This window comes from Psychroserpens sp., from assembly GCF_047633235.1.
Classification (GTDB): Bacteria; Bacteroidota; Bacteroidia; order Flavobacteriales; family Flavobacteriaceae; genus Psychroserpens.
This window is the reverse complement of the sequence record NZ_JBLIET010000034.1, coordinates 1-25,212: the sequence shown is the minus strand read 5'-3', so window position 1 is coordinate 25,212 and position 25,212 is coordinate 1. Positions and strand designations below refer to the sequence as shown.

At 33.1% G+C, this 25,212-nt stretch carries 28 protein-coding genes; 5 read left to right on the top strand and 23 right to left on the bottom strand.

The features are described from left to right. Nucleotides 1-20 precede the first annotated feature (20 nt). The 18 genes from ACJAZK_RS11185 to ACJAZK_RS11100 form a co-directional block, all read right to left on the bottom strand. Complete coding sequence (locus tag ACJAZK_RS11185; protein ID WP_415224043.1) at nt 21-1,484, bottom strand: oligosaccharide flippase family protein; 1,464 nt, start codon at nt 1,482-1,484, stop codon at nt 21-23. A gap of 135 nt (nt 1,485-1,619) precedes the next feature. Beyond that, complete coding sequence (locus tag ACJAZK_RS11180; RefSeq protein ID WP_415224042.1) at nt 1,620-2,141, bottom strand: hypothetical protein; 522 nt, start codon at nt 2,139-2,141, stop codon at nt 1,620-1,622. Between the two features lie 178 nt (nt 2,142-2,319). Continuing rightward, nucleotides 2,320-3,180 carry an ATP synthase F1 subunit gamma gene (atpG, locus tag ACJAZK_RS11175; RefSeq protein WP_415224041.1) on the bottom strand — a complete coding sequence of 287 codons (861 nt, stop codon included), beginning with the start codon at nt 3,178-3,180 and terminating at the stop codon, nt 2,320-2,322. Between the two features lie 105 nt (nt 3,181-3,285). Continuing rightward, entirely contained in the window at nt 3,286-4,866 is a 1,581-nt protein-coding gene (atpA, locus tag ACJAZK_RS11170) for a F0F1 ATP synthase subunit alpha (protein ID WP_415224040.1), read from the bottom strand. A gap of 54 nt (nt 4,867-4,920) precedes the next feature. Next, entirely contained in the window at nt 4,921-5,457 is a 537-nt protein-coding gene (gene atpH / locus ACJAZK_RS11165; protein WP_415224039.1) for an ATP synthase F1 subunit delta, read from the bottom strand. 38 nt (nt 5,458-5,495) lie between these two features. Beyond that, nucleotides 5,496-5,996 (bottom strand): F0F1 ATP synthase subunit B, encoded by a 501-nt coding sequence (locus ACJAZK_RS11160; RefSeq protein ID WP_415224038.1) that lies wholly within the window; start codon nt 5,994-5,996, stop codon nt 5,496-5,498. 95 nt (nt 5,997-6,091) lie between these two features. Continuing rightward, complete coding sequence (gene atpE / locus ACJAZK_RS11155; protein WP_013993139.1) at nt 6,092-6,280, bottom strand: ATP synthase F0 subunit C; 189 nt, start codon at nt 6,278-6,280, stop codon at nt 6,092-6,094. A gap of 36 nt (nt 6,281-6,316) precedes the next feature. Beyond that, entirely contained in the window at nt 6,317-7,495 is a 1,179-nt protein-coding gene (atpB, locus tag ACJAZK_RS11150; protein WP_415224037.1) for a F0F1 ATP synthase subunit A, read from the bottom strand. A gap of 121 nt (nt 7,496-7,616) precedes the next feature. Then, nucleotides 7,617-8,012, bottom strand: a complete 396-nt coding sequence (locus ACJAZK_RS11145) for a DUF6168 family protein (protein WP_415224036.1) — start codon at nt 8,010-8,012, stop codon at nt 7,617-7,619. After that, entirely contained in the window at nt 8,005-8,256 is a 252-nt protein-coding gene (locus tag ACJAZK_RS11140) for an AtpZ/AtpI family protein (RefSeq protein ID WP_415224035.1), read from the bottom strand. The genes ACJAZK_RS11145 and ACJAZK_RS11140 overlap by 8 nt, the downstream gene beginning before the upstream one ends. Further along, nucleotides 8,195-8,632 (bottom strand): bactofilin family protein, encoded by a 438-nt coding sequence (locus tag ACJAZK_RS11135; protein WP_415224034.1) that lies wholly within the window; start codon nt 8,630-8,632, stop codon nt 8,195-8,197. Before ACJAZK_RS11135 ends, ACJAZK_RS11140 begins: the two co-directional genes overlap by 62 nt. Before the next feature lie 11 nt (nt 8,633-8,643). Beyond that, a complete protein-coding gene (locus ACJAZK_RS11130) occupies nt 8,644-11,232 on the bottom strand; it encodes a tetratricopeptide repeat protein (RefSeq protein ID WP_415224033.1) in 2,589 nt (862 codons plus the stop codon). A 405-nt stretch (nt 11,233-11,637) separates the two neighbouring features. Then, nucleotides 11,638-12,345 carry an ABC transporter ATP-binding protein gene (locus tag ACJAZK_RS11125; RefSeq protein WP_415224032.1) on the bottom strand — a complete coding sequence of 236 codons (708 nt, stop codon included), beginning with the start codon at nt 12,343-12,345 and terminating at the stop codon, nt 11,638-11,640. Nucleotides 12,346-12,370: 25 nt separating this feature from the next. Beyond that, nucleotides 12,371-13,846: a DUF5687 family protein gene (locus ACJAZK_RS11120; RefSeq protein ID WP_415224031.1), complete on the bottom strand. Its 1,476-nt coding sequence runs from the start codon at nt 13,844-13,846 to the stop codon at nt 12,371-12,373. A 23-nt stretch (nt 13,847-13,869) separates the two neighbouring features. Further along, nucleotides 13,870-14,274, bottom strand: coding sequence for a DUF2059 domain-containing protein (locus ACJAZK_RS11115; protein ID WP_415224030.1), 405 nt, complete (start codon nt 14,272-14,274; stop codon nt 13,870-13,872). A 57-nt stretch (nt 14,275-14,331) separates the two neighbouring features. Beyond that, the gene (locus ACJAZK_RS11110) at nt 14,332-15,021 is read right to left on the bottom strand and encodes a hypothetical protein (RefSeq protein ID WP_415224029.1); all 690 of its coding nucleotides are present in this window, start codon (nt 15,019-15,021) and stop codon (nt 14,332-14,334) included. Further along, nucleotides 15,021-15,677 carry a hypothetical protein gene (locus tag ACJAZK_RS11105; RefSeq protein ID WP_415224028.1) on the bottom strand — a complete coding sequence of 219 codons (657 nt, stop codon included), beginning with the start codon at nt 15,675-15,677 and terminating at the stop codon, nt 15,021-15,023. The genes ACJAZK_RS11110 and ACJAZK_RS11105 overlap by 1 nt, the downstream gene beginning before the upstream one ends. Next, nucleotides 15,677-16,015, bottom strand: a complete 339-nt coding sequence (locus ACJAZK_RS11100) for a PadR family transcriptional regulator (protein WP_415224027.1) — start codon at nt 16,013-16,015, stop codon at nt 15,677-15,679. The genes ACJAZK_RS11105 and ACJAZK_RS11100 overlap by 1 nt, the downstream gene beginning before the upstream one ends. Nucleotides 16,016-16,126: 111 nt before the next feature. Between ACJAZK_RS11100 and ACJAZK_RS11095 the strand changes: the two genes are divergently transcribed. Next, nucleotides 16,127-17,179: a 2Fe-2S iron-sulfur cluster-binding protein gene (locus ACJAZK_RS11095; protein ID WP_415224026.1), complete on the top strand. Its 1,053-nt coding sequence runs from the start codon at nt 16,127-16,129 to the stop codon at nt 17,177-17,179. A gap of 189 nt (nt 17,180-17,368) precedes the next feature. On the opposite strand, the gene ACJAZK_RS11090 is transcribed toward ACJAZK_RS11095, so the two are convergent. Then, nucleotides 17,369-18,388: a glycosyltransferase family 9 protein gene (locus ACJAZK_RS11090; protein WP_415224025.1), complete on the bottom strand. Its 1,020-nt coding sequence runs from the start codon at nt 18,386-18,388 to the stop codon at nt 17,369-17,371. A gap of 72 nt (nt 18,389-18,460) precedes the next feature. Continuing rightward, complete coding sequence (locus ACJAZK_RS11085; protein WP_415224024.1) at nt 18,461-19,069, bottom strand: DUF4254 domain-containing protein; 609 nt, start codon at nt 19,067-19,069, stop codon at nt 18,461-18,463. A gap of 72 nt (nt 19,070-19,141) precedes the next feature. On the opposite strand from ACJAZK_RS11085, the gene upp reads away from it, so the two are divergent. Continuing rightward, nucleotides 19,142-19,801, top strand: coding sequence for a uracil phosphoribosyltransferase (gene upp / locus ACJAZK_RS11080; RefSeq protein ID WP_415224023.1), 660 nt, complete (start codon nt 19,142-19,144; stop codon nt 19,799-19,801). Here the strand turns inward: upp and ACJAZK_RS11075 are convergent. After that, complete coding sequence (locus tag ACJAZK_RS11075; protein WP_415224022.1) at nt 19,790-20,713, bottom strand: DUF6427 family protein; 924 nt, start codon at nt 20,711-20,713, stop codon at nt 19,790-19,792. The genes upp and ACJAZK_RS11075 overlap by 12 nt on opposite strands. Before the next feature lie 95 nt (nt 20,714-20,808). Here ACJAZK_RS11075 and ACJAZK_RS11070 point away from each other — a divergent pair, with 95 nt between their 5' ends. Then, on the top strand, nt 20,809-21,036 hold the full coding sequence (locus ACJAZK_RS11070) for a DUF6341 family protein (protein ID WP_415224021.1): 228 nt from the start codon (nt 20,809-20,811) through the stop codon (nt 21,034-21,036). A 164-nt stretch (nt 21,037-21,200) separates the two neighbouring features. On the opposite strand, the gene purD is transcribed toward ACJAZK_RS11070, so the two are convergent. Then, the gene (purD, locus tag ACJAZK_RS11065; protein ID WP_415224020.1) at nt 21,201-22,472 is read right to left on the bottom strand and encodes a phosphoribosylamine--glycine ligase; all 1,272 of its coding nucleotides are present in this window, start codon (nt 22,470-22,472) and stop codon (nt 21,201-21,203) included. Between the two features lie 105 nt (nt 22,473-22,577). Between purD and ACJAZK_RS11060 the strand changes: the two genes are divergently transcribed. Continuing rightward, nucleotides 22,578-23,897, top strand: coding sequence for a phenylacetate--CoA ligase family protein (locus tag ACJAZK_RS11060; protein ID WP_415224019.1), 1,320 nt, complete (start codon nt 22,578-22,580; stop codon nt 23,895-23,897). Further along, entirely contained in the window at nt 23,894-25,057 is a 1,164-nt protein-coding gene (locus ACJAZK_RS11055) for a glycosyltransferase family 4 protein (protein WP_415224018.1), read from the top strand. Before ACJAZK_RS11060 ends, ACJAZK_RS11055 begins: the two co-directional genes overlap by 4 nt. Here the strand turns inward: ACJAZK_RS11055 and ACJAZK_RS11050 are convergent. After that, nucleotides 25,054-25,212 (bottom strand): sugar transferase (locus ACJAZK_RS11050; protein ID WP_415224050.1); only part of this gene is annotated, 159 nt, incomplete at its 5' end. The genes ACJAZK_RS11055 and ACJAZK_RS11050 overlap by 4 nt on opposite strands.

Sequence of the window (25,212 nt, the reverse complement as noted above, 5' to 3'; positions counted from 1 at the left end):
ATGTCTGATGGTTTGACAGACTAACTCCTTTTTAAAATTTGTTTCAGTTCGTTTTTTTCTGAAAAGAAAACGATACCCAAAAATACAATTAACATTGAAATTCCAATAAAATAATCACCTCTAAAATAGTAGAATGACAAAACAGACATACCAATAGAAAGTACTAGATACAATCCTATTTTTTTTAGATTATAAGGAATTGGGTAGTATTTTCTTCCGAAGTAATATGACAATAACATCATCACACTATAAGCGACGAGTGTTGCAATTGCAGATGCTTTATAACTGTATGTTTCAATAAAAATAATATTAATTGCTAATGTAATAATAGCACCTACAATAGAGATATAAGCACCAAATTTTGTTCTATCTGTAATCTTGTACCAAACAGAAAGATTATGATAAATCCCTAAACAAAAATTAGCTAACAAGATAATCGGAACAACCCACATGGCTTCCCAATAGGCTTCGCTTCTCACAATGTAAGGTTTTAAAATATCAGCAAAAACAACCACACTTAGTAATATTATGGAACCAAATGCTACAAAAAACTCTAATATTTTAGCATAATTTTTTTGTGGGTTATCTGTTTTAGCATGGCTAAAAAAGAACGGTTCTATTCCTAATCTATAGGCTGTAGCAAATAGCGTCATAAACAATGCAATTTTATAGCATGCAGAATACATCCCTATTTCAGTTTCAGCAATATCTGGCGGAAGTAATCTATCTAATAAAATACGATCAAAGGTCTCGTTAATTGAAAATGCGACTCCAGCAATTAATATAGGAAACGCGTAACGGAACATTGTCTTCCACAGTTTCGAATCAAACTTATATTTAATTTTAGTATAAAAAGATAATACTAAAATTAGTGTTACAGCACTGGCCACTAGATTGGCAATAAAAATATAACTGATTTCAAAATTATCGACACATAAAGTATCAAATAAAGCAGTGTAATACGATAAATCTGACAGCCATAATAAGAAAAACAAGTTAAGTCCTAAGTTAATAGCAACATTTAGAATTTTGATAATGGCATAACGCATAGGCTGCGCTGTGGCTCTAAGCCATGCAAATGGAATGATAACTAAAGCATCTAAAAGTAAAATCCAGATAACAAGGTTGATGTACTTTACATCAATTTGAATGAATGCTGCTATTTGATTCTGAAGTATTAACGCGAGAATAAAAAAGCCAAGAGAAGATACTATTAACGAAATCGCAGAGGTTCCAATAACGCTATCCTTATCGTCTTCTTTATTAAAGAATCTAAAAAAAGCGGTTTCCATACCATACGCTAGAATAACATTGAACAATACGAAGTAAGAGAAAATAACAGAGACTTTACCGTACTCTGCAACTGATGACAAAACACCATCTGTTGTATATAGGGGCACCAATAAAAAGCTTAACATTCTAGGTAAAACCGTAGCTAAACCATAAATAAATGTTTGTTTAAAAAGAGATTTTAGTGCACTCAAGAGTCAAGTTTTGAAAGTCTAAAAATACGTCTTTAGCAAACGTGAACCAAAGATATGTTATTGCATGTTCGGCAGCTCCTATTCGTCTCAATTGATTTGATTTTCAATAACACTACTAATGTTTAAGTATTCTTGCTAATTAAGTTTTATGTTTTTATCAGGTGAGGCCATTGGGTAATTTACTGGTCTCTTTTGTTCAATGTTTGAAATTTTATAATACACTATCTTATCACCCTTGATATAGCTTACGACGCATTCGTCATCCTTTAACTCAAAAGGAATAACTACTAATTTTTTAGACAATTTATTATCATACTCTTCATTTCTATCACTACTGATTATGATATCTTTAGGTTGATTAAAATCGTTTTCAAAACGTCCAATATATGTCGGTAATTCGCCAGTCTTAAATTCTAATTTTGAAATTTTACCTCTAAAGTAAACACTATCTAATTTAATAGACTCATTCATAACTGGTATGAACAGATTAAATCCAGAACCACCACCACTAACTCCTGCGACCCATTTTTGACAGTATACGTCTCCAAACTGAGCCGGTGCTTCCCCTTGTAACTTTTGTGCTGTAGAACACTGAGAAAAACTTGCCATAAGAATTAACATTGCGACCAAAAAAGGGATATGTTTCAGGAATTTCATTTTAAAGATTTAAGGATTATAAAGATACAGTTTCAAAATTAATGCCATAAAAAAACCCAACTCTTTAAAGTTAGGCTTTACTTTTATTTTGAAATTCTAAGCGTGAATTTTAAATAGCTTTTGTTCTATGCTTTCAATGAAAAAGGGTGTTCATTTCACCAATGCTCAGCGTGACGGTCTAATTGTTTAGTGCCTCTGCACCACCTACGATCTCAAGGATTTCGTTGGTAATCGATGCTTGACGTGCCTTGTTGTAAGTTAATTTCAACTCGTCTCTTAGATCTGTAGCATTATCTGTCGCCTTATGCATTGCTGTCATACGTGCACCATGCTCTGAAGCAAAACTATCTCTAATAGATTTATATAGCTGTGTTTTTAAAGACTTAGGAATCAACTGTTCTACGATTTCTACTTGTGATGGTTCAAACGTATAATCTGTATTTGCATTAGCTTCTCCTTCCATTGGAACAATTGGTAAAAACTGCTCTGCCATTACTATTTGAGTTGCTGCATTTTTAAACTTGTTATAAATGATTTCGATTTTATCAAAGTCACCATCCACAAATTTCTCCATGATCATCTCCGCAATCTCCGCAACATTATCAAAAGTCAAATCATCATAGACTTCGCTTTTGTTAGCGATAACATTATTTGTTTTTTTGAAAGCGTCGTTACCCTTTTTACCAATAGCTAAATAAGACACCTCCTGATTGGCGTATTTATTATTGGTTAGGTGTATTACCGATTTGATAATATTAGAATTAAAAGCACCAGCAAGACCTCTATTTGAGGTAATAACAACTAATAGTACTTTCTTAACCTCACGTTGCTCTGCAAATACACTAGCAGAATCTCCTTCTAAGGTAGAACTTAAATTCTGTAAAAGCTCTGTCAACTTATCAGAATATGGTCGCATTGCAGTAATTGCATCTTGAGCTTTCTTCAATTTTGCAGCAGATACCATTTTCATGGCACTAGTAATCTGCATCGTCGACGATACTGAAGATATTCTATTACGTATTTCTTTAAGATTAGCCATACTTTCCTATCCTAAATCCTTTCCGAAGAAAAGGACCTTAATTAGTTAAATTTGATATAATTACTCCACTACAAAACGCTTTCCCTTTGAAAGGTTAGGGTGAGATTATGCTTTATACTTTGCTGATAAATCTTTAGCTACGGTCATTAATGTGTCTGTAACCTCATCAGTTAATTTACCTGATTTTAAGGTATCTAAAACATCTCTGTGCTTCGCATTTAAGAATTCAAGATAATCTCTTTCAAATTCTTTAATTTTATTTACGGGAACGTTCTTCAATAAGTTTTTAGATCCCGCATAAATAATGGCTACTTGATCTTCAACCTTAAACGGATCATTTTGCGCTTGTTTTAAAATTTCAACATTACGCTTTCCTTTTTCAATTACATTTAAAGTAACGGCATCTAAATCTGACCCAAACTTAGCAAAGGCTTCTAATTCACGATACTGAGCTTGATCTAATTTTAATGTTCCAGATACTTTTTTCATTGATTTAATTTGTGCATTACCACCAACACGGGATACCGAAATACCTACGTTAATTGCTGGACGTACGCCCGAATTAAATAAATCACCATCTAAGAAAATTTGCCCATCTGTAATAGATATTACATTTGTTGGGATATATGCTGAAACGTCACCTGCTTGTGTCTCAATAATTGGTAAAGCGGTTAAAGAACCACCACCTTTCACGATAGGTTTCAACGAATCTGGTAAATCGTTCATTTCCCTAGCAATAGCGTCATTATTAATAATTTTTGCAGAACGCTCTAATAATCTTGAGTGTAAGTAAAACACATCACCAGGATATGCCTCTCGTCCTGGAGGACGACGTAATAATAAAGAGACTTCACGATACGCCACTGCTTGTTTTGATAAATCATCAAATACAATTAAAGCTGGACGACCAGTATCTCTAAAGTACTCTCCAATAGAAGCTCCTGTAAAAGGTGCGTACACTTGCATAGCAGCAGGATCTGACGCATTTGCAGCTACGATAGTAGTATAAGCTAAAGCTCCTTTCTCTTCTAAGGTTTTAGCAATTAATGCCACTGTTGAAGCTTTTTGACCAACAGCAACATATATACAGAATACAGGCTCACCTGCATCGTAAAATTCTTTTTGATTTAAGATAGCATCAATACATACTGTAGTTTTACCTGTTTGTCTGTCTCCAATTACCAACTCACGTTGACCTCTACCCACTGGAATCATAGCATCAATTGCCTTAATTCCTGTCTGTAATGGTTCTGTTACCGGCTCTCTATAAATAACTCCAGGTGCTTTGCGCTCTAAAGGCATTTCATAAGTCGTTCCAGAAATTGGTCCTTTACCATCAATTGGGTTACCCAAAGTATCCACAACACGACCAACAATACCTTCACCTACGTTAACAGAAGCGATACGATTAGTACGTTTTACCGTCGAACCTTCTCTAACTCCTACAGAGACTCCTAACAATACAATACCGACATTATCTTCTTCAAGGTTAAGTACGATACCTTCTAAGCCGCCATCGAACTCAACTAATTCGCCATATTGCGCATTAGATAGTCCATAAGCACGCACAATACCGTCACCTACTGTTAGTACTGTTCCAACTTCATCCAATGAAGCTCCTGCTTCAAAACCTGAAAGTTGTTGTTTTAAGATTGCTGATATTTCAGCTGGTTTTACTTCTGCCATCTTTAATTTAGATTTTAGACGTTCACTTTGACTTGCTCAGTGACCGAATACTATTTAATTTAATGTAAACTCTCTTTTTAATTTATTCAATTTGTTAGACACACTTGCATTATATTGAATATCTCCAATACGTAACACAAATCCTCCTAAAATACTTTCATCAATCACACTATTGATTTCTACTTCTTTTCCTGTAAGTTCCTTCAGTTTAGCTAACACTTTAGCTCTTAAATCATCAGATAACTCAACGGCTGTGGTCACTGTAGCCACTTGTATTTCCTTTAGTTGATCATAAAGCACAACGTATTGTGATGCTACATCACCAATTGCAGAAATTCTTTTATTATCAATCAATGTATCTACAAGATTAGTAGATAGTGGATTCATATTTTTAAAAACCTCTAATACAATAGATTTTTTTACTGAAGAACGTACCACAGGATTTTGAAGCGCCAATTTTAATGCTGCATTATCTGCAATAGTCGATGCTATTAACTTCATGTCTGAATTAATAGTGCCTTCAAGTTCTTGCTCTTGAGCTAAACTTAATACTGCTTTTGCATAACGAATTGCTGCTCTTGTTCCTGCCATATCAATGCCCACAAAAATGGGTATCTATTTAGTTAAAACTAGTTTAATTTTGTTTCTGCTAACATAGACTCAACTAGTGCTAGTTGTTTGTCTTTGTTAGATAATTCTTGACGCACTACTTTCTCTGCTATTTCTATAGATAAGTTCGCTACGTGATTTTTAAGTTCTGCCATAGCAGATTTCTTTTCATTCTCAATAGCTAATTGTGCTTGTACAATAATTTTGTTAGCCTGCTCCTGTGCTTGAGTTTCTGCGTCTGTAATCATCTGCGCTTTCATTTCTCTAGCTTCCTTGAGCATGGCTTCTCTTTCCAATCTTGCTTCCTGCAATAACTTTTGGTTATCTGCTTGAAGGTTTTCCATTTCACGTTTTGCTTTTTCGGCGGCATCTAATGCACCTTGAATCCCTTCTTCTCTCTCATTTAGTGAATTAAGAATTGGTTTCCAGGCAAACTTAACCATCATGAAAATTAACAATAAAAGTAGTATTGTTTGTACTACAAAAAGTCCCGGTGAAAAATCGTTTAGTAATTTATCCATTTTAGATATACTTAATATTCTTGTCTTTTTTTTAATTTAAAACTTATCCTGCAACCAACCGTTACAGGATAGAGTTTTGTAAGTTGATTTGGTTCTTATTTCCCTAAGAATAAAGCTCCAAATGCTAACCCTTCTAAAAGTGCTGCAATGATAATCATCGCTGTTTGAATTTTTCCTGTTGCTTCTGGCTGACGTGCAATACCTTCCATTGCTTTTCCACCAATTTGTCCAAGACCAATTCCTGCTCCGATTACGATTAATCCTGCTCCAATTAAATTGTACATAGTAAAATATTTATAGTTAAATTAAAAAAACTCTTATTAAATGAAATCTCCTCTCACATCTTCTTCGTCTGGAATTTCGTGACCTTGCTCATCACGAGCATGATCGTGATCGTGTTCTGCTACCGCCATACCTATGAATAATGCTGATAGCATTGTAAAGATATACGCTTGTAAAAACGCAACTAATACTTCTATTAATGTTATAAAAAATGATAATACAAATGATAATGCCGTCGCACCCACAACTCCTAGAGACTGCTTTAAGGTGAACATAATTGCAATTAAACTCATTACCACAATGTGCCCTGCTGATATGTTCGCAAACAAACGTACTAATAACGAAAATGGTTTAATGATAAACGCTCCTGCTAACTCTATAATAGCTAAAACTGGGCGAATCCACCAAGGGGCATCTGGCATCCACAACATATGCATCCAATAATCTTTATTACCACTTGCTGTATAGATGACTAATGTAAAAATTGCTAAACATGCTGTAACCGCTAATTGTCCTGTTACATTAAAGCCAAAAGGTGTTAAACCTAATAAATTTAAGATCCAGATAAAAAAGAATACCGTTAATAAATACCCTGTAAATTTTCTATAATGTTTATCGCCAATGTTTGGTCTTGCAATTTCATCTCTTACATATAATACAAGAGGTTCAAGAACCCGACTAAATCCTGTTGGAATTGCTTTCTTTTTATACTGTCTTGCTAAACGTGAGAACCAGAAAAACATAAGTAACCCAATCAATAAAACACCTACCACACTCTTAGTGATAGAAAAATCTAATACTTTGTGAGCATTTTTTGCATGGTGTTCTTCATCAAAACTTAATACGGAAGCTGATTGATTTAATTCGTAAATCTTTGAATGGATTTTTGCGAATTTTAGTCCGTTTTTCTCAACGATAACTTTCCCGTCATCATTATGATGAAACTCAGAAGACATAAACGATGTTAAACCATTGCTTGTCCATAAAATGACAGGTAACGGAAAACCAACATGCTTACGTTCACCTGCTTCACTTGTGTAAGAGAATAAAGAGAAATCGTGAGAATCTTGGATGTGGTGTAAAATGTAATCTTCTACTTCTTTTTTGGTATCAATTTGACCTTCTCCTTCAGAAGAATTATTGGCAAATGACGCTGTTGAGAAAAACAGTACACTTACAATTGCTAAACATTTAAAACTTTGTTGAAATATCTTCATTGTTATAAAATCAAAAAACTACTCTTCCTAAATTCGGTGCAAAAGTACGGAAATTATTAAAATAACAATATGTTTTTTTTATCTTAAAATTTCAAGAATAAACAGGTTTAAAACAATCCCTCTAATTTGATTGTTTTTCCCTTAATATTTGGGTAATAAAAAAGACCTCTAACGCCAAAAAAAGAAGGAACGGAATTAAAAGATGTAACCGCTCTGTGATGGTCAACGTTTCAGAATTAAAAAGAGAAGATTTGAATATTATAAAAAACAGAACTCCTTTTATAAACAGTGTTGGTAAGTATATAAAACCTAGTTGTGACTGTAACTTCTTTATGTTCGAAAAGATTTCAAAATGGATAGAAATAATAAAAGACGTTACCACAAAAAACACGTTAGTATCAAACACACTAAACCTAATCTCTTGAGATGATTGATTTATAAATGCCTCTTGAACACCGTAAACAACAGCAAATAAAACAGCGAATGCCACTACAAAAATTAGGAATTTCTTAATCATCTTCTTTAGAGACTTTGATCACTTGAGCAATGACGATATACATAGCCATAAATACCGAAAGTAGTGTTACTGTAGATTCCCAAAAGTCTTTATCAAATTTTGAGTCTAGCCAATTTCCGAGGAGATTTCCCAACCAAATTGTTGCTCCCATTTGGAAAGCTGCAGATGTAAATCTTAAATACTTACTGGGTGATTTGCCCTTTTTCTGGTTTTTGCGTTTGTTGTTGCCCTGTTGGGTTGCCATTATTAATGTCTTTTAAAGCACCTTTCATAGAGCATGTTGCGTTAAAATTAGCACCAGGCTCTACAGCCAATTTACCAACCATAACTTCACCTTCTACATGTGCAGATGATTTTAAAGATAGTGTATCAGACAGCAATAACTTGCCGGTGAACTTACCTTCAATATCTGCATTTGCACTTTTTAAAGTTCCATTGATGATTCCTGTTATGCCAATAACCACCTTACCTGGTGTTTTAACATTACCTTGAATTGTGCCTTCGATTCTAAAATCACCTTCACTTATAATATCACCTGTAATTACAGTGCCTTTAGCAATTGTGTTTTGTTGTGAGGTTGTGTCTGAAGCCATACGTCCTGTTTTTTTATCTGAAAACATAAGTGTATAATTTATTGAGATTCGAGGTATTGGTTTAAATTTTTATGTCGCTGTACAATTTCGTAGTTAGGTGAGGAAATTGAATAAAAAGGTCTATCTATTTTATCTTTATTTTTTTTATTCTCTTTTAATATTTCTGCAAAACCCGTAGACCCTTGAACACTTTTAAGTCCGTGAACAACAACAAAGGTCGTATTAGCATCATAAAAATCAACTGAGGTTGATAATTTAAAATAACTTACTTTTGAGATTGCACTATCTAATTTTTTAACAAATTCTTCTATTTGATTTTTTTCTGAATTCGCAAAAGGATACATCACGTTGAAATGGTTTCCCGTTTCGTTACTAATAAATTCTTTTTTAGCCATTATAGGAATGGTGGTTTCTAAAATCTCTTTTGCTTTTTTTCCTTCTTCGGAATTTGGATAGGTCAATGCGATGTAGTTTACGCCTTTTTTATAAGCCTCAAAGCCTACTAATCTGCCATTAGCAGACGCTTTTAAAATCTCAAATTTAGGCACCAAAGGATCCCCTTCAAATTGGCTTATGTATTGCTCTGCTTTTTGAACTACCTCAGTATATTGCTGCTCATTAAACTGTTTATACAAGTTATTATATAAACTCTCTGGACTATTTTCGTCTTTGGTAAATTCTGATTTTGGGTTGAGTAATATTTTTGCATATCTCGAGTCTGGATATGTGCTTACTATATCCTCTTTCGTTGCAGAGGCTTTACTGCTCAATCCTAATTCTATATATATTTTATACAAGTTGTATTTAGAAGGTAATATCAAACGGTCTTCAGGATTATTTTGTAATAGTTCCTCCAGCTTGACTTTAGCTAATGTATACTCTTTAAACTTTTCTTTATAAATAGTCCCTAATTGATAATAGGCATAGTTTCTTTCTTTTGCTAAACTATCAATTACCTTTTGGTCTGTAGGGATTTTGGATATGTAAAACTCAGGATCAAAACGTTCTTCATCTGACGCGTTAGCCGCAACATCAATTGTTTCTATACTATTAAATCCGTTGCCTTTAGAATCAGACAATCTCCAATTATCTTTTAATTCTCTATCTCCCCAAACTTTTGCGAATTCACTTTTACCGTAGGCAACTGTCGTAGGATTATAAAAGTAAAAATTGCTCTCTTTACTTCCTCGAGTATTAGTTGAGTTCGTCATTGATTTCCCTCCTGCTTTACTACCAAACTGTGCATTGTTTTCTTTAGTTTTTAGCCCAGATCCAGACACATTGCGACGCTCCTCAGCTTCAGCTTTTTCACTTTCAGCTTCTGCTAAAACTTTTAATTCTTCGGTGTATGCTGTAAAATAAGTAAGCCTATCTATTTCAGAAAGATTTACCAATCTCAAAATGCTATCATTTGATTGAGCGATACCTTCATAATAGATGACATCATCCAGATTCTCACGTTTCCGTTGAACAACACGATATGGCTTAGAGTTAAGCTTCATATTCATCATTGTGCTATCGTAGTATGCACCAGCAACTTTATATTCTGCAATGTCAAAACTCATATCACCTAAGGTGGCATAATCTCTAGACTTTAACTCTTTGTCACCTAAGTTGGTACGAAGCGATTTATTGTAATATGCGATTGCCATAGAATCTCTTTGATTGGCTCTATGAAACTCTGCAATACGGTAAAAAACCTTATCTAAATACGGGCGATTTTCTCGGTCTTCTTCTAAATCTTTCAAATATTCAAGAAACTCGATTTGATTCCCGTTTTCCATATCAAAATTATTTGATTTGGCTAGGTGTGCATTGATATAGTAAGGCCTCGGGATTTTGCGGTGCATATCAATAACTTTATCAAACGCTAAGTTGGCGCTATCTTTTATTCCGAACTCGTTATATAGTTGACCAATAATATAATTAAAACGTGCTTTTTCTTTGTTCTTCTTTGTAAAATCTGCTGCAATTACCAATTGAGCTAGAGCACTATCTTTAGATTTTATATTAATGTATCCTTGCGCCAAAATGGATGTCGCATCTGCTAAATCTTGATCTTCTAGCTCTTCTTGCTCAAGAAGTCTTTTTAGATTTTTAATAGCAAGCTTATTATTATCTAATCTAATGTTTGCTTTTTCTCTCCACACTTTTGCTGTATTAATTTTATCACTAGCTGGATATTTGTATAAGATGTAATTGAAAGCTTCTAATGCTGGCACAAAACGTTGATCAAAATAACGTGCCTGACCTAAGAGTAAATAAGATTCGTCGATTTGCGGATTGTACTCTTTCCCTTTGATGTTCATCCCATGTTTTTGAACTGCCTTAATTGCTTTTTCTTCAGCACGTTCAAAATCTTGATTTTTAGATTGACCAGGTAATATGATTTCTTCTGTGACCTGCATACGCTCTATTGGAAGTAGTTGCCAATAGTTATCTGTTGCAGCATTATCAACAGTTTCTCGACCTTTTTCTAATGCGATATTACCGTTATACAGGACGTTGTATTTGGTGCCTAAAGCATGAAAATTTCGGTTTATAAATTTATCTTTTTTACGTGAACAACTTGTGATTAGCATTGTTACGCAAAAAGCTGATAGTAAGACTTTAAAAAATGTATTCAAAAGGTGTCGTTTTTTATAAATACTATAACTAAAATCGCTCATATATATTATGTAGCGCTGTAAAAATAAGCATCTTTTTGAATTATCATTGAAAAATGGCCGATTTATCGATGTATTGTGGTGTTCGGTGGAGAGTTATTTGATGATAAGTCAGAGGATATTACTCGGTTGAGAGGCGTTCTCGTAAAGGCGCAGAAGCAAAAGGTTCAGCCGGTTAGAAGTTGTTTCTGGATTAGCGGGCTGATCCACAGATTTGTGGTCTACAATAATACGTTATATGATTGCTCTTTTAGAAACGCAATTACTATTTATTTTAAGATGAAAACATCAAGATTTTCAACTTGCCATTCATTGAAGTGGCTCTAGGCCTTTGCAAGAGCGTTTTTGCGAGAAGGAGAAAAAATATTACACCATCTCACTACCAGCAAAATGCGCCTCCAACTCTTTAAGAGTAGCAGCATTAGTTGCCAAGTCTTTTATGACTTCACCTTTCTCTAATACAACAATACGCTCACAAACATCCGTGACATGCATTAAATCATGACTAGATACCAAAACCGTAACCCCTTGTTTTTCGGCAAGATCCTTAATAATCCCTTTTAACCTAATTTGGGTTGTAGGGTCTAAGTTCGCGAAGGGTTCATCAAGAATTATAACTTCTGGATTTCCTATTAATGCTGCAACGATTCCTGCTTTTTTCTGGTTTCCTTTACTCAAATCACGTAAGTACTTTTTTTGACCTAGGATTTCACCGTGAAAAAAGTCTTCAAACTGAGATACTAATGCATCTACATCTGCTTTATTTTGGCCACGAAGCTCACCAATAAAGTAAAAATATTCTTCAGCCGTTAAATAACCAATTAAAAAACTTTCATCAATAAAAGACGAGGTAAATGGTTTCCAATCTTCACTTTCATGAACCAGCACGTTATTGTTTTTAATGTAACCTGTAGTTGGCTGAATTAAGTCAAGCAACAAACTAAAATATGTTGTTTTTCCTGCGCCATTGTTACCTACTAATCCGAAACTTTGACCTTTTGGAATCTCAAGGTTTTCGATATGTAATACGGAAACGCCATTATATTTTTTTGATAGGTTTGATGTTATTATCATTAGTATTGTGTGTTTTAAATTCTAATTATTTTTTTTCGCTAAATGCTGCAATGGTCTTATATTTCCCTTTTTGGTATACTTGCTCTATTTTATTTAAGAAAAAGTTTTTAAACACCATTCCAATAACTCCAGATAATGCTAACGCTATGAGTCCTGCATTAAAACTGATAAAATGATAAGGTATAAAAAAGATGATTATTGGTAATATCAGTTTTGGCAATGCTATAAGCAGTTGCGTTGGATTAAAACCATTGGTATTGCTAAAGGCTTTTGCTTTTGTATCTAATTCTATTGGAACCCTATTTAAGGCTCCTCCAAATAAGGTAATAAATGTGTTTAGACCAATATTAAATAATGCGCCAGCTGCTATTATTAAATAAATATCCATACCAAAATACAAGTATGGTGTACTTAATATAAAGGCAACAATTACTGCAAAAACCATTAAATACCATTTGGATTCTAAATATTGTCTGTACGGAATATTTTGACTCATCAAAAGTTTATAATATTCACTATCCCAAGAAGGCACCAATTGACCAAAGCTTAAAAGAAAACCACCAGTAATAAATATTGAAGCGAAACCTAATAAATAAGGCATCTCTTCAATATATACTTTTTGAGTAAAAAAGAATAAACCATAAAACAAGAAGAAAAAGGACATGAGCACCACTTGTTTTGGTCTTGCATTTCTTGTAATCATTTTTATATCATTTTTCAAAAAAGGAGCAACGCTTCCAAAACGATCCATCCATGATAAATCAGTCGCATTAACTTCTTTTATTTTCTTAGATACTGCGCCATCTAAATAAAACCCTTTTCTGATAAAATTAAAATTTGCTTTATATAAGCCGACCACCATTAACAATGGGATAATTGCTAAATAAGGCTGATTATATAAACCATTAAAGATTTTACCAACCGGTTCTGTTACATCAAAAAGGTTAAAATACTTTAATGCTACAATTACGATCACCATAACTGCAATACCATAAAAAACTGTATTGCTTTTATTGATTAAAAAATTCAGAAAGTTAATAGACATGGTAATAGACATTAAAGCGAAAAACCATAAGATTACATTAGCTACTGGGTAGCCTTGAAATAATAAAACAATCGAAAAAGGAAGTAGGAATAAAGGTGAAATAAAATTGAAAAACGAAAGCATTGTTTTTCCCAATAGATAATGAATAACCGTATTTCTTTTTATAGGAATAATCATTAATGGCTTAATGTTCATTACAGGCAGTTGCTGCATAAAATACCGAATCATTAACTCCAATAATATCCAATAGATTAAAAAATTATTAACCATAACTATTGGATCTATTTCTGGGAATATTTTTTTAAGCCCAAAGAACATTGCGCCTCCAACAAAAATTGCTATTCCTCCAAAATATAAAACCGCCAGAAAAAGTAAAATTTTTATAGCAATTCCTTTTTGAAAATAAGAAGCTCTTCTAAATTGTTTCCACTCTAAACTTAAAAAACGTTTGATCATAATTTTTGGTTGATTACATTGTACTAATTAGCATATTTACCAGCAATTTTTGATAACTCCATTCCCCAAGTTTGGCCAATCATCATTCCAGACTGTGTTAATTGAGTTTGTTTTGAAGATAGTTTTTTGCCTAAGTCAGATTTATAAAATAAAACTAATTCCGCAATATCTTCTTCAGTAAACTCTTCCATATAAACATCTGCTATTTTACTGTATACATCATTTAGCGTTCCGCTGGCTTCCTTAGTATAGGCCTCTTTTTTTTCTTCAGGAACCATTGCTCCAATTTGAGCAATAGCATTATTAAATGCATCTCCCGTGCCTGTAAGTTTAAGGAATTCTATAGTTTGTGTTTTAAATTCAGAATTGTCTTGTGCTTGAATGGATAGTGTGCAGATAAAAGCGATGGCAAATAATAATTTTTTCATGGTTTATGTTTGTTGGTTTTCTGTTCTAAAATATTAGTAGTTGATAATCCTGATTTGTTACAAACTAAATTCTGGATAGGTTTCATTGAGAAGGTCTTCTGCTTTATTGGGAAGTAGCTCAAAGCTTACGTACATCCAAAGAACAAAAAAAGTTGAAAAGATTGATATGAGAATTATAAAGCCATAGGAGTCGAAATAATCTCCAGAAATTCTAAACCAAGTTGGTAATTGAGAAATGAGCATCAAAGCAGAACCACCTGCCTGTTTAAAAATAATTTCTTCCAACATCCATTTCTTTTGAGATTTCTCTTTTCTACGTCTAAATTGCCTGTTTAGTTGTATGCTTTTATAAATACACCAAATTGCTATTAGTCCATAAGACAACACTAAAGCGTAAGACGCCATATTTGTTGAGAAAGCGGTATAAAAGGCAATAAAAACAGTTAGTGTTATTAATAACTTCGGAAATGTAAACCACTTTTTAAATTCGAACCATAAGTATTTGATGTATTTTTTATTCATCGCCTTGTGACGTTTTTCAAGCACATCCATAAAACCAAAAACCCCAAACTTTTTAAATGCTTTATCACGAGCCTCTCTATAATGCAACTTGGGTTGTTTGATCCAAATGGATTCAATATCGTTGGCTAAATGATCTACAAGTTCAGTTTGTAAATCATAGTGTTCTACAAAATGTTGTCGTGTAAAAGCATAGAGGTCTTGTATTTCGTCCTGGGATATTTTCATTATAAAGATTTCATGAATTTATAATCATTAGGATACTGATTCATAATTTTTAGAGTAATTTTTATGATGAGTAAGCTTAACGTTACAATAATTGACATTGTAATTGCTACAATGTAAAAGTTGTTATTACTTTGAATGTAAATCCCCATCATAGAACTCAAAAAGTGAAATAATTGAAAACAAATCATATACAAAAAAGCTAATCGCTCAATACCAGAAAACCGAGGCATCTTAAATATATTTAAAGCAAAAACATATATTATACAAAATGGCACAATTGAGACCATTGGAAATAATGCTATATAATCTCTTAAATCTTCAACTTCAATAATTGATAACCATTTAAAACTGACAAAAAACACAAGAGCGAAAACTAATAACGTTGAAAACTTAAATAGCTCTGCAAATAATCGTTTTAAAATAGAGGTATCTGCCGCTCTAATAAAGCGCTTATTATTTTCTAATAACACCGCTTTATTATTTATCATATACGCTTTAAAGGTCCCATAGAATTCTGTATTTTCTGAGTCCATGAGTTGTTCAATTTCGGAAGCTATATGATCTGTCATTTCCAAACGGATATCTGCATAAAAAACATCTGAATTTTCTAGATAATTTTCAATGAATAATATGCTTTCTTTGTCTAATCTAACCATTACTCCAAGGTCAATTTAGGATTCACCAAAACCTGCATGGTCTTAATATATTCTTGTAGCTCTTGTAATTTGCTCACGGTTTCTTTATTACCCTTTTCGGTAAGCTTATAATATTTTCTAAGTCTGTTATCAACCTTTCTCACCTCAACTTCTAGTAAACCTTCTGCTTCTAATTTATGAAGTGCTGGATATAAAGCACCTTCGGTGATTTTTAATTCGCCTCTCGTTAATTCCTTAACTTTTTGGGTGATTTCATAACCATACATCTTATTACTTCCATTTAGAAGTTTTAAGATAATAGTCACTAAACTACCTTTGTATAATTTTGAATTTGCCATATGTCAAATATACCTAATATTCTTATGTATACAGGTGTGATGTGTTATTTTTTTCGATAAATAAATGACTAAGTCTTTTAGCTTCGTTATTTTTACATAAAAAAATAAACTATGTCACAATTTCATAAACTTTCCATCAAAGACATCACCAAAGAAACTGAAAAAGCAGTTACTATATGTTTTGATGTTCCGCAGGAATTAAAAGATACATTTCAATTTAAAGCAGGGCAGTATATCACCTTAAAAACCGACGTTAATGGGGCAGAAGTAAGGCGTGACTACTCTTTATGCTCGTCCCCAAAAAGTGGTGAACTAAAAGTTGCAATAAAAGAAGTTGAGGATGGGACTTTTTCATCATACGCAAATAGCCAATTAAGTATTGGCGATGTATTAGAAGTCGCCCCTCCAAATGGTCGTTTTTTGTTTGAGCCTAATGACTCTAAAACTAAAAATGTGGCGTTGTTTGCTGCTGGAAGTGGAATTACACCAATATTAAGCATTATTAAATGTGCTTTAGAAGAAGAGGTACAGAGTGAAATTATTTTGGTTTACGGTAATAAAACGACTAAAGACACCATGTTTTTAAACCAATTATTAGAATTACAACATCAATATAGTTCTCGTTTTTCTATACAATTTGTGTTTAGCCAAGCAGATGAAGATAACTCTATATTTGGTCGCATTGAGAAAAGCACAGTTAATTATGTCGTAAAAAATAAGTACAAGCATATTGAAGTTGATGCTTATTATCTATGTGGCCCTGAAGCAATGATCCATACGGTTAAAGATGTTTTGACCGAGCATGGCACAAGTGAAGACCGTATTCATTTTGAGCTTTTTAAAGCGGCAAAACCTGACACTACTGATGGAACAATTGCGAGTGGTACAACCAAAATAAGTATCCTTGTAGATGATGAAACTTTCACTTTCGAAATGTCTCAAAAACAAACTATCCTAGAAGCTGCTTTAGATGAAGATATAGATGCTCCTTATTCTTGTCAAGGTGGAATTTGTAGCAGTTGTATTGCTAAAGTTACAGAAGGTAAAGCAACGATGCGGAAAAATAATATTTTAACAGATGGCGAATTAGCAGAAGGTTTGATTTTAACATGCCAAGCACAACCCACGACACCTACTCTTGTGGTTGACTACGATGACGTATAATTTACATATCATCTAACTTATACGCTTTTAAGCGCATAAAACAAACACTTTATCGAAAAAACAAAAGATATTACTAGGTATTCTTGATAGCTAATTTTAATCAAAATATTTTCACCAGAGATTAGAATTTAATCGTAGGGATTATCTAAAATTCGAAATCTTGCCTCGTTCTTCTAGAACGAGGCTTTTTTATTTTAGAGCGGTTTTAAGTTTAGAAACTATCTCCTCTGGAACGATAGAACGCATGGCTTTTTCGTAACCTTCTGGGAGTTTATTGCCATAAATTGAGGTTGGAATTTTTGGATATTGCTTTCTATCTGCTAGAATTGCAGAATCCATAGTGTGATTAAATGGTAAAAATCCTACGTACGGATGAGTCACTCCCCAAATAGTAATCACTTTGACACCTAACATCGCAGCCATATGTGCATTACCAGAATCCATTGCAAGCATAATATCCAAGTTAGACATTATATCTAATTCTTCATTTAAAGAAAACTGACCTGCGAGGTTAATGACATTATCAAATTGATTTGCAATATCCTCTAACAACTTTCTCTCTTCATTACTTGCGCCAAACAATAACACTTTATGCTCTTTTGAAAGTGCTTCTATAACGGTAATCATTAAATCCAATGGATACATTTTTCCTTCAAAAGCTGCAAAAGGAGCAATCCCAACCCAAGGTTTTAAGTCTTTACCAATAATTTTTATAAATGCCTCTTTTAAGTTTTGTTTCTTCGGAAATACGGGTTGACTCAAGTCCAATGGAAACCCTAAAGTTTTAAAAACATCAGCATAACGCTGATGTGTCGTTTTTAATTGCTCGAAAGTTTGTCCGCCAACCAAAGCCTTTTTTTCTTGACGACCTTTATCTATTTGCACGACGGGTTTTCCGAAGATAAAAAGTTTCAAAACCTTACTTCTTAAAACATTATGCAAATCTGCTACCGCATTTACATCTAGTGATTTAAGCTCTTTAGATAATTTATAAAGCCCCAAAACCCCTTTGTGTTTGCCTTTTATATCTGCAGCAATAACTTCAATATTAGGAATGCTTTTAAAAAAAGGTTTAAAGAATGGTTTCGTTAAAACGGTAAGTTTTACTTCGGGGTATTGATTTGAAAATGCTCGCAAAACAGGAACAGTCATCGCCACGTCACCCATTGCTGAGAGACGAATTACTAGGATATGTTTTAGTTTTGGCATAAGAAATAGCCCTTTGAAGCCTATTTACAATCTTATATAAAGACCCTATTTTAGGCTATAGCTGATATGAAATTATTTTTGTGAACGCAACACAGGATTAAGTTCATTATCATTATACATTTTCATCTGCTTATATACTTTCATGTACTTATCACCTTTGCTTATATCCTCTAAAAGAGTATCAATTGCAGTTGACAAATCAACGCGTTGCTCTAGTAGAATATTTAATTTAGTTTGACATGCCGCTTTATGCTCACTAGATGCATCTGCACGAGTTGCCTCCTCATTCATGTGAAATATTTTAAGGGCTAAGATTGATAACCTGTCTACTCCCCAAGCCGGACTTTCGGTATTTATAGTCGCTTCTGATTTTGGTGACGCATCACTATATTTTTCAAGAAAATAACTGTCAATATACTCCACCATATCTGTTCTATCCTGGTTAGATGCATCAATTTGACGTTTCAATTTTAAAGCAGCAACAGGATCTATTTGAGGATCACGAATAATATCTTCATAGTGCCATTGCACTGTATCAATCCAACTTTTTCTATAGAGTAAATGTTCTAATAGATTGGCATCTTTATTATAACTATTTACGAAAGATTGGTCCACTGCATTAATAACATGATATTTTTCAATAACGTCTTGAAATATTTTATTGGCCTTTGTTGAAAACATAATGTAAAATTTTAGACCACAAATATATGGGTATTTATTAACTTTAGCATTCATAAAAATGAACTCCCAACTATGCAAATTCACAATCTATCTCAAGAAGATTCTATATTAAATTCATTTATTTCTGAAATTAGAGATGTCAACATTCAAAAAGATCGCATGCGTTTTAGACGAAATATTGAACGTATAGGAGAGGTTTTATGCTATGAAATGAGCAAAACTCTAGATTTTGCTCCAAAAACAATTACAACCCCTTTAGGAAGAAGTGATACAAAACTCTTTAATGATGACATCGTACTATGCTCTATTTTAAGAGCTGGTGTACCGCTTCACAATGGGCTTCTAAACTACTTTGATGAAGCTGAAAATGCGTTTATATCTGCCTACAGGCATCATAAAGAAAATCCTGAAACCTTTGAGATCATCGTAGAGTATTTAGCTTGTCCTAGTTTGGAAGGGAAGACACTTATTCTTGCAGACCCTATGCTAGCAACTGGACAATCAATGGTCGCTACATTTGAGGCATTAAAACCCTTTGGAACTCCCAAAAACATTCATTTAGTAAGTGTTATTGGAGCTCAGGATGGAGTTGATTATGTTAATAATCACTTCGGAAAAGATACACACCTATGGATTGCTGCTATAGATGAAACATTAAGTAATAAAGGTTATATAGTACCTGGGTTAGGTGATGCAGGTGATTTAGCTTTCGGTAAAAAATTACAACATTAACAACACTATTGGTGTTAAAATCATAACCCAAAGTAAGGTCTCTTTAAACCATTTTTCGGGAATTACTTCTACATAATTTGTTATTATAATAGCTAGAGGAGCGAATAGAAATATGAACTCACTTCCGTTTTTAGAAGGAGCAACGGCAATGATGAATAGTCCTAAAATAAGAGATAATATGATCAACTTAAAAGAGGGTTTATTATTCTTCATTTGCGAATTTATATTTTTGATATAGTAAAATAAAGACCATAAACCAACAGAAAACAATAACGTCGAACCGACAATAAGACGTTTAGAATTTAATGCGCTAAAATCTAAACTAAAATCAAAAATCCCTACCGTATATTCTATAATATCCTTATCAAATACAACTAAATACGACACGACAATCACTGCTACTGTTACCACACCGACAAAAGGGATTAAATAGTTTTTCACATCTGTTATAACATATAACAACAGGGCGGAAATAATCATTATAAAAAATACTGAAGACCAAAAATAGAAAAGTGTGGCCACAGCAATCCAAATCGAAGCATCAAACAACTTTTTTTTAATCTCTTTTTGAGATCTTAGACTCACGAGACGTCTTAAAGCCAATAGAATAAATAAATTAGCACATAAGAGTCGTGTATTTAGTAGGGTTTGCGGTAGGATTGCAAAGAACACTACAAAAAGAATAATACTGTAGCTATTTTTTTTAGTTAAACCATTGCGAGTAACTAAGAAATCAAACACAAAAACCGAAAGTAACGTGATTAACAATAAGCCTATTTGCTCTGCAAAAACAATAAGGTTTGAGTTCTCTGAGAATACGTTTAATCTAGACAAAACAAAAATCAATAATAAGATGACACTTGCGACGATGTAGTGTATAGGTTTTGATTTACTAAAAAAATTTGAAATCATTGCAATAGTTTAAAATGAAAAAAATACGTAATTTTGCATTGTAAATATAAGATTATACACGACGCTCGGTAAGAGTTTCTAAAAAATATACTGTAATGAAAGACTTTTTTTTAGCTATTGAAGACTTATTTGTAAATGTGTTGTTTGCCCCATTTGATGCTTTAGCAGTTTTAGAACTAGATAATTGGTGGTCGGCTAACATTTTATCATGGGTCTTTGTTGCCATTGCAATGGTTGCATTCGTATACTGGATGTTGCAATTAAAAGAACATAGTAAAAATAAAGAGGAAGACAAGAGTGTTTCTTCACATTCTTACCTATAGCATTCATTTAAATATTTTCAATCCGTAAAAAAAGTGACCTTTTGAACCATGTTTCTACCATTTTTAACTTCCGTAGCGATGCTATGCCATTGAAAAATGATTTCAAACTAGCATAAAATCTCTAATTTGCGCTTAAAACAAAAAAATCAAAATAAATTCTTAGTTTACAAATCGAAACCAATATCTTTTCGATAATTCATCTTATCAAAATATAGCTTATCTATATTTAGATAAGATTTTTTTATAGCTTCTTCATAGGTATTACCATAAGACGTAATTGCCATAACACGTCCTCCCGATGTCACTATTCTATTATCTTTTAAGATCGCTCCAGCATGAAACACAATTGAGTCTTCTACATTCTCTAGGCCTGTAATCTCTTTCCCTTTCTCATAAGTTTCAGGATAACCTCCTGATACTAGCATTACGGTTGTAGCGGCTCTGTCATCTATTTCAATATCTATTTCGTTTAGACGCTCTTCTGAAATTGCCTTAAAAATTTCTACCAAATCGGTTTTAAGTCTCGGTAAAACCACCTCCGTTTCTGGATCTCCCATTCTCACATTGTACTCAATTACTTTTGGATCATCACCAACTTTAATTAATCCAATAAACACAAACCCTTTATATGGCAAATTATCTTTCGCTAAACCTTTAATTGTAGGCTTAACAACTTGTTCTTCAATTTTATTCAAAAAGGCATCTGTAGCAAAAGGCACTGGAGAAACCGCTCCCATACCACCAGTATTTAAACCTGTATCGCCTTCACCAATTCGCTTATAGTCTTTTGCAGTGGGTAAAATTTTATAATTTTTACCGTCTGTTAATACAAAACAACTTAATTCAATCCCGTCTAAAAATTCTTCGATAACCACCTTAGAACTTGCGACTCCAAATTTAGCATCAACTAACATGTTTTTAAGTTCTATTTTTGCTTCGTCTAAATCATTAAGGATTAAAACACCTTTTCCTCCAGCTAAACCATCGGCTTTTAACACATATGGCGGACTTAAAGTTTCTAAAAACTGATACCCCTCTTCTACATTATTGGCATTAAAGCTCTGGTATGCGGCGGTTGGAATATTGTGTCTAAATAAAAATTCTTTAGCAAATTCTTTACTGCCTTCTAACTCTGCTGCTGCTTTTTGAGGACCAATGACAGCCACATATTTTAATTGCTCATCCTCTAAAAAGAAATCATGTATCCCCTCCACCAATGGGTCTTCTGGACCCACAACAACCATGTTAATTTTATGCTCAAGAACTAGCGCTTTTATAGCAATGAAATCGGTTACTTTAATATCAACATTTGTTGCTATTTGTGCTGTACCAGAGTTTCCAGGTGCTACAAAAATTTTGTCGCATAATGGGCTTTGGGCAATTTTCCATGCAAATGTGTGCTCTCTACCGCCAGAACCAAGAATTAAAATAGTCATGTTTTCAATTTGTTTGCGTAAAAATAATTGTTTTTACGGGTTTCGAAGTTTCTAAACAAGACTTTTTTTCTTTACTTTACATCCAACACAAACCTTATCATTTTTTTGAACCTTTTTGATTTTTCTTTACAATTAAATGGCTACCCTTTAGATCAGGCAAAAAAGGAACTGGCTCATATTCAGCAAAAAAAAGATCTTGACTTTAAAATGTTCTTAGAGGATAAACGTCACGCTATTGTTAATTTTCATGTAAGCCATAATAACTTTTATAAGTCATTAGCTCCTCATGCCAACTCAAAGCATTGGGATTCTATACCTGTAATGACAAAAAAAGATTTGCAACGCCCTCTAGAACAACGGTTATCAAAAGGATTTACTACTAAAAACACATATGTCAATAAAACTTCTGGGTCCTCTGGAGATCCCTTTATTTTTGCTAAAGACAAGTACAGTCATGCGATGACTTGGGCTGTGATTCAAAACAGATTTAGTTGGTATGATCTAAACTTTAACATGTCACGTCAAGCACGTTTTTATGGTATTCCTTTAGATAAAAAAGGCTATTATAAAGAACGACTAAAAGATCGACTAAGTAAGCGTTATCGGTTTTCTGTGTTTGATTTAAGTGATGCCGCTTTTGAGGGACATCTAGATAAATTTAAAGTAACTCCCTTTGATTATATTAATGGTTACACAAGTTCTATCGCTCAGTTTGCAAAATTTCTAGAGCGAAAATCCATCAACTTATCATCTATTTGCCCAACATTAAAGGCGTGTGTTGTCACTTCTGAAATGTTATTTGATACCGACAAAAAGCTTATGGAACAACAATTTGGAATCCCTATAATTAACGAATATGGTGCTTCTGAATTAGATTTAATCGCTTTTCAAAACACTAGTAATGATTGGCAGATCAATAGTGAAACCTTATATGTTGAAATATTAGACGCGAATGATAATTGTCTTCCTAATGAAGAGGAAGGACGTATCGTAATTACATCTTTATACAACAAAGCACATCCTTTTATTAGATATGATATTGGTGATGTAGGTATCCTCTCTAAAACAAGCACATTAAGAAAACCAATCTTAAAAACGTTGATTGGTAGAACCAACGATATCGCTATTTTACCTAGCGGTAAAAAAGCGGCCGGCCTTACTTTTTACTATATTACTAAGCGTATTATTGAAGATGACGGAAACGTTAAAGAGTTTATTATTGAGCAGTTAGAGAAACCACTTTTTAAAATTAGTTATGTGAGTGAGGAACAACTATCGGATGACAAAAAAAATACCATAGCTCAAGAGGTAGAACGCTATCTAGAAAAAGGATTGACCGTAACTTTTGAAAGACAACATAAATTGAAACGTTCTAAAAGCGGAAAACTAAAACAGTTTACATCACACGTAAACTCAACATCATGAAAAAAGACATTTTAATAATCACCAGCTACTTTCCTCCAGAAATTGGAGCCGCATCTAACCGTATTTTTCAGTTAGCGAATGGGCTACAACAAACTGATTTTAATGTCACCGTACTAACACCTTTACCAAATTATCCTACCGGTAAAATTTTTGATGGCTATACAGGTAAATTCAGGCACGTTTCCGAAGAAAAAAACATCATTATTAATCGCCTTTGGATTTACGCAAGTAACTCAAAAAACAAATTGTTGCGATTAATTGCTATGTTATCATATAGCTTTAGTTTGATTTGGTTTTTTATGTGGAATAAAATCCCGAAGACTGTTATTGTGCAATCTCCACCACTTTTAGTGGCCTTCACTTCTATGTTGTTTTTGCGTAAAAAAAACAAAACCATCATCCTAAATGTAAGTGACCTTTGGCCTATAGCCGGTTTAGAATTAGGTGCATTAAAAAAGAATTTTAGTTATAAGATACTTGAAAAAATTGAATACTATAACTACAGTAAGGCCAATTTAGTTTTAGGTCAAAGTGAAGAAATTTTAACTCATGTAAATTCTATATTCGCAAATAAAAAGACATTTTTGTATAGAAATTTCCCTAATTTTAAATTTCCAAAAATCCAACAAGTTCCATCTAATGGTAAGTTAAAAATAGTGTATGCTGGGCTTCTGGGTATCGCTCAAGGCATACACAAGTTGTGTACTGAGTTAGATTATTCTAATATTGAATTACATATTTATGGCTCTGGTGCAGAGCAATCTCAAATTGAAATATTTATTTCCCTAAACCCTAAACTACCTATATTTTTTCATGGTCGAGTAGCTAGGCATGAGCTTCACCCTTTATTAATGAACTATCATATTTCTATTATTCCATTACTAAATAGAATTTATGGTAGTGTTCCTTCAAAAATATTTGAATACGCACGTTTAGGACTACCAATGCTTTATTTTGGAGGTGGAGAAGGCGAGGATGTTATTAATAATAACAATTTAGGATGGGTAGCGACATCTGGAGATTATGATAATTTAAATAGTGTTATTTCTACTATTAGAATTGAATCACTGTCATTAGATAGAAAGCAGAATATACAAGATACAGCAGTACGAAATTTTGACTTTAATCGTCAATTAGATGTATTAAAAGGAGTTATTTAATAAGCTTTATCATCCCCTTTAATAGCACTCATAAAGGTTTTTGCTATAATTTTTATGTCTAAAAGTAGAGACCAGTTCTCTATATAGAATATATCAAATTTTACACGACCAATTATATCTTTATCTGATTCTATTTCCCCTCTAAAACCGCTAAT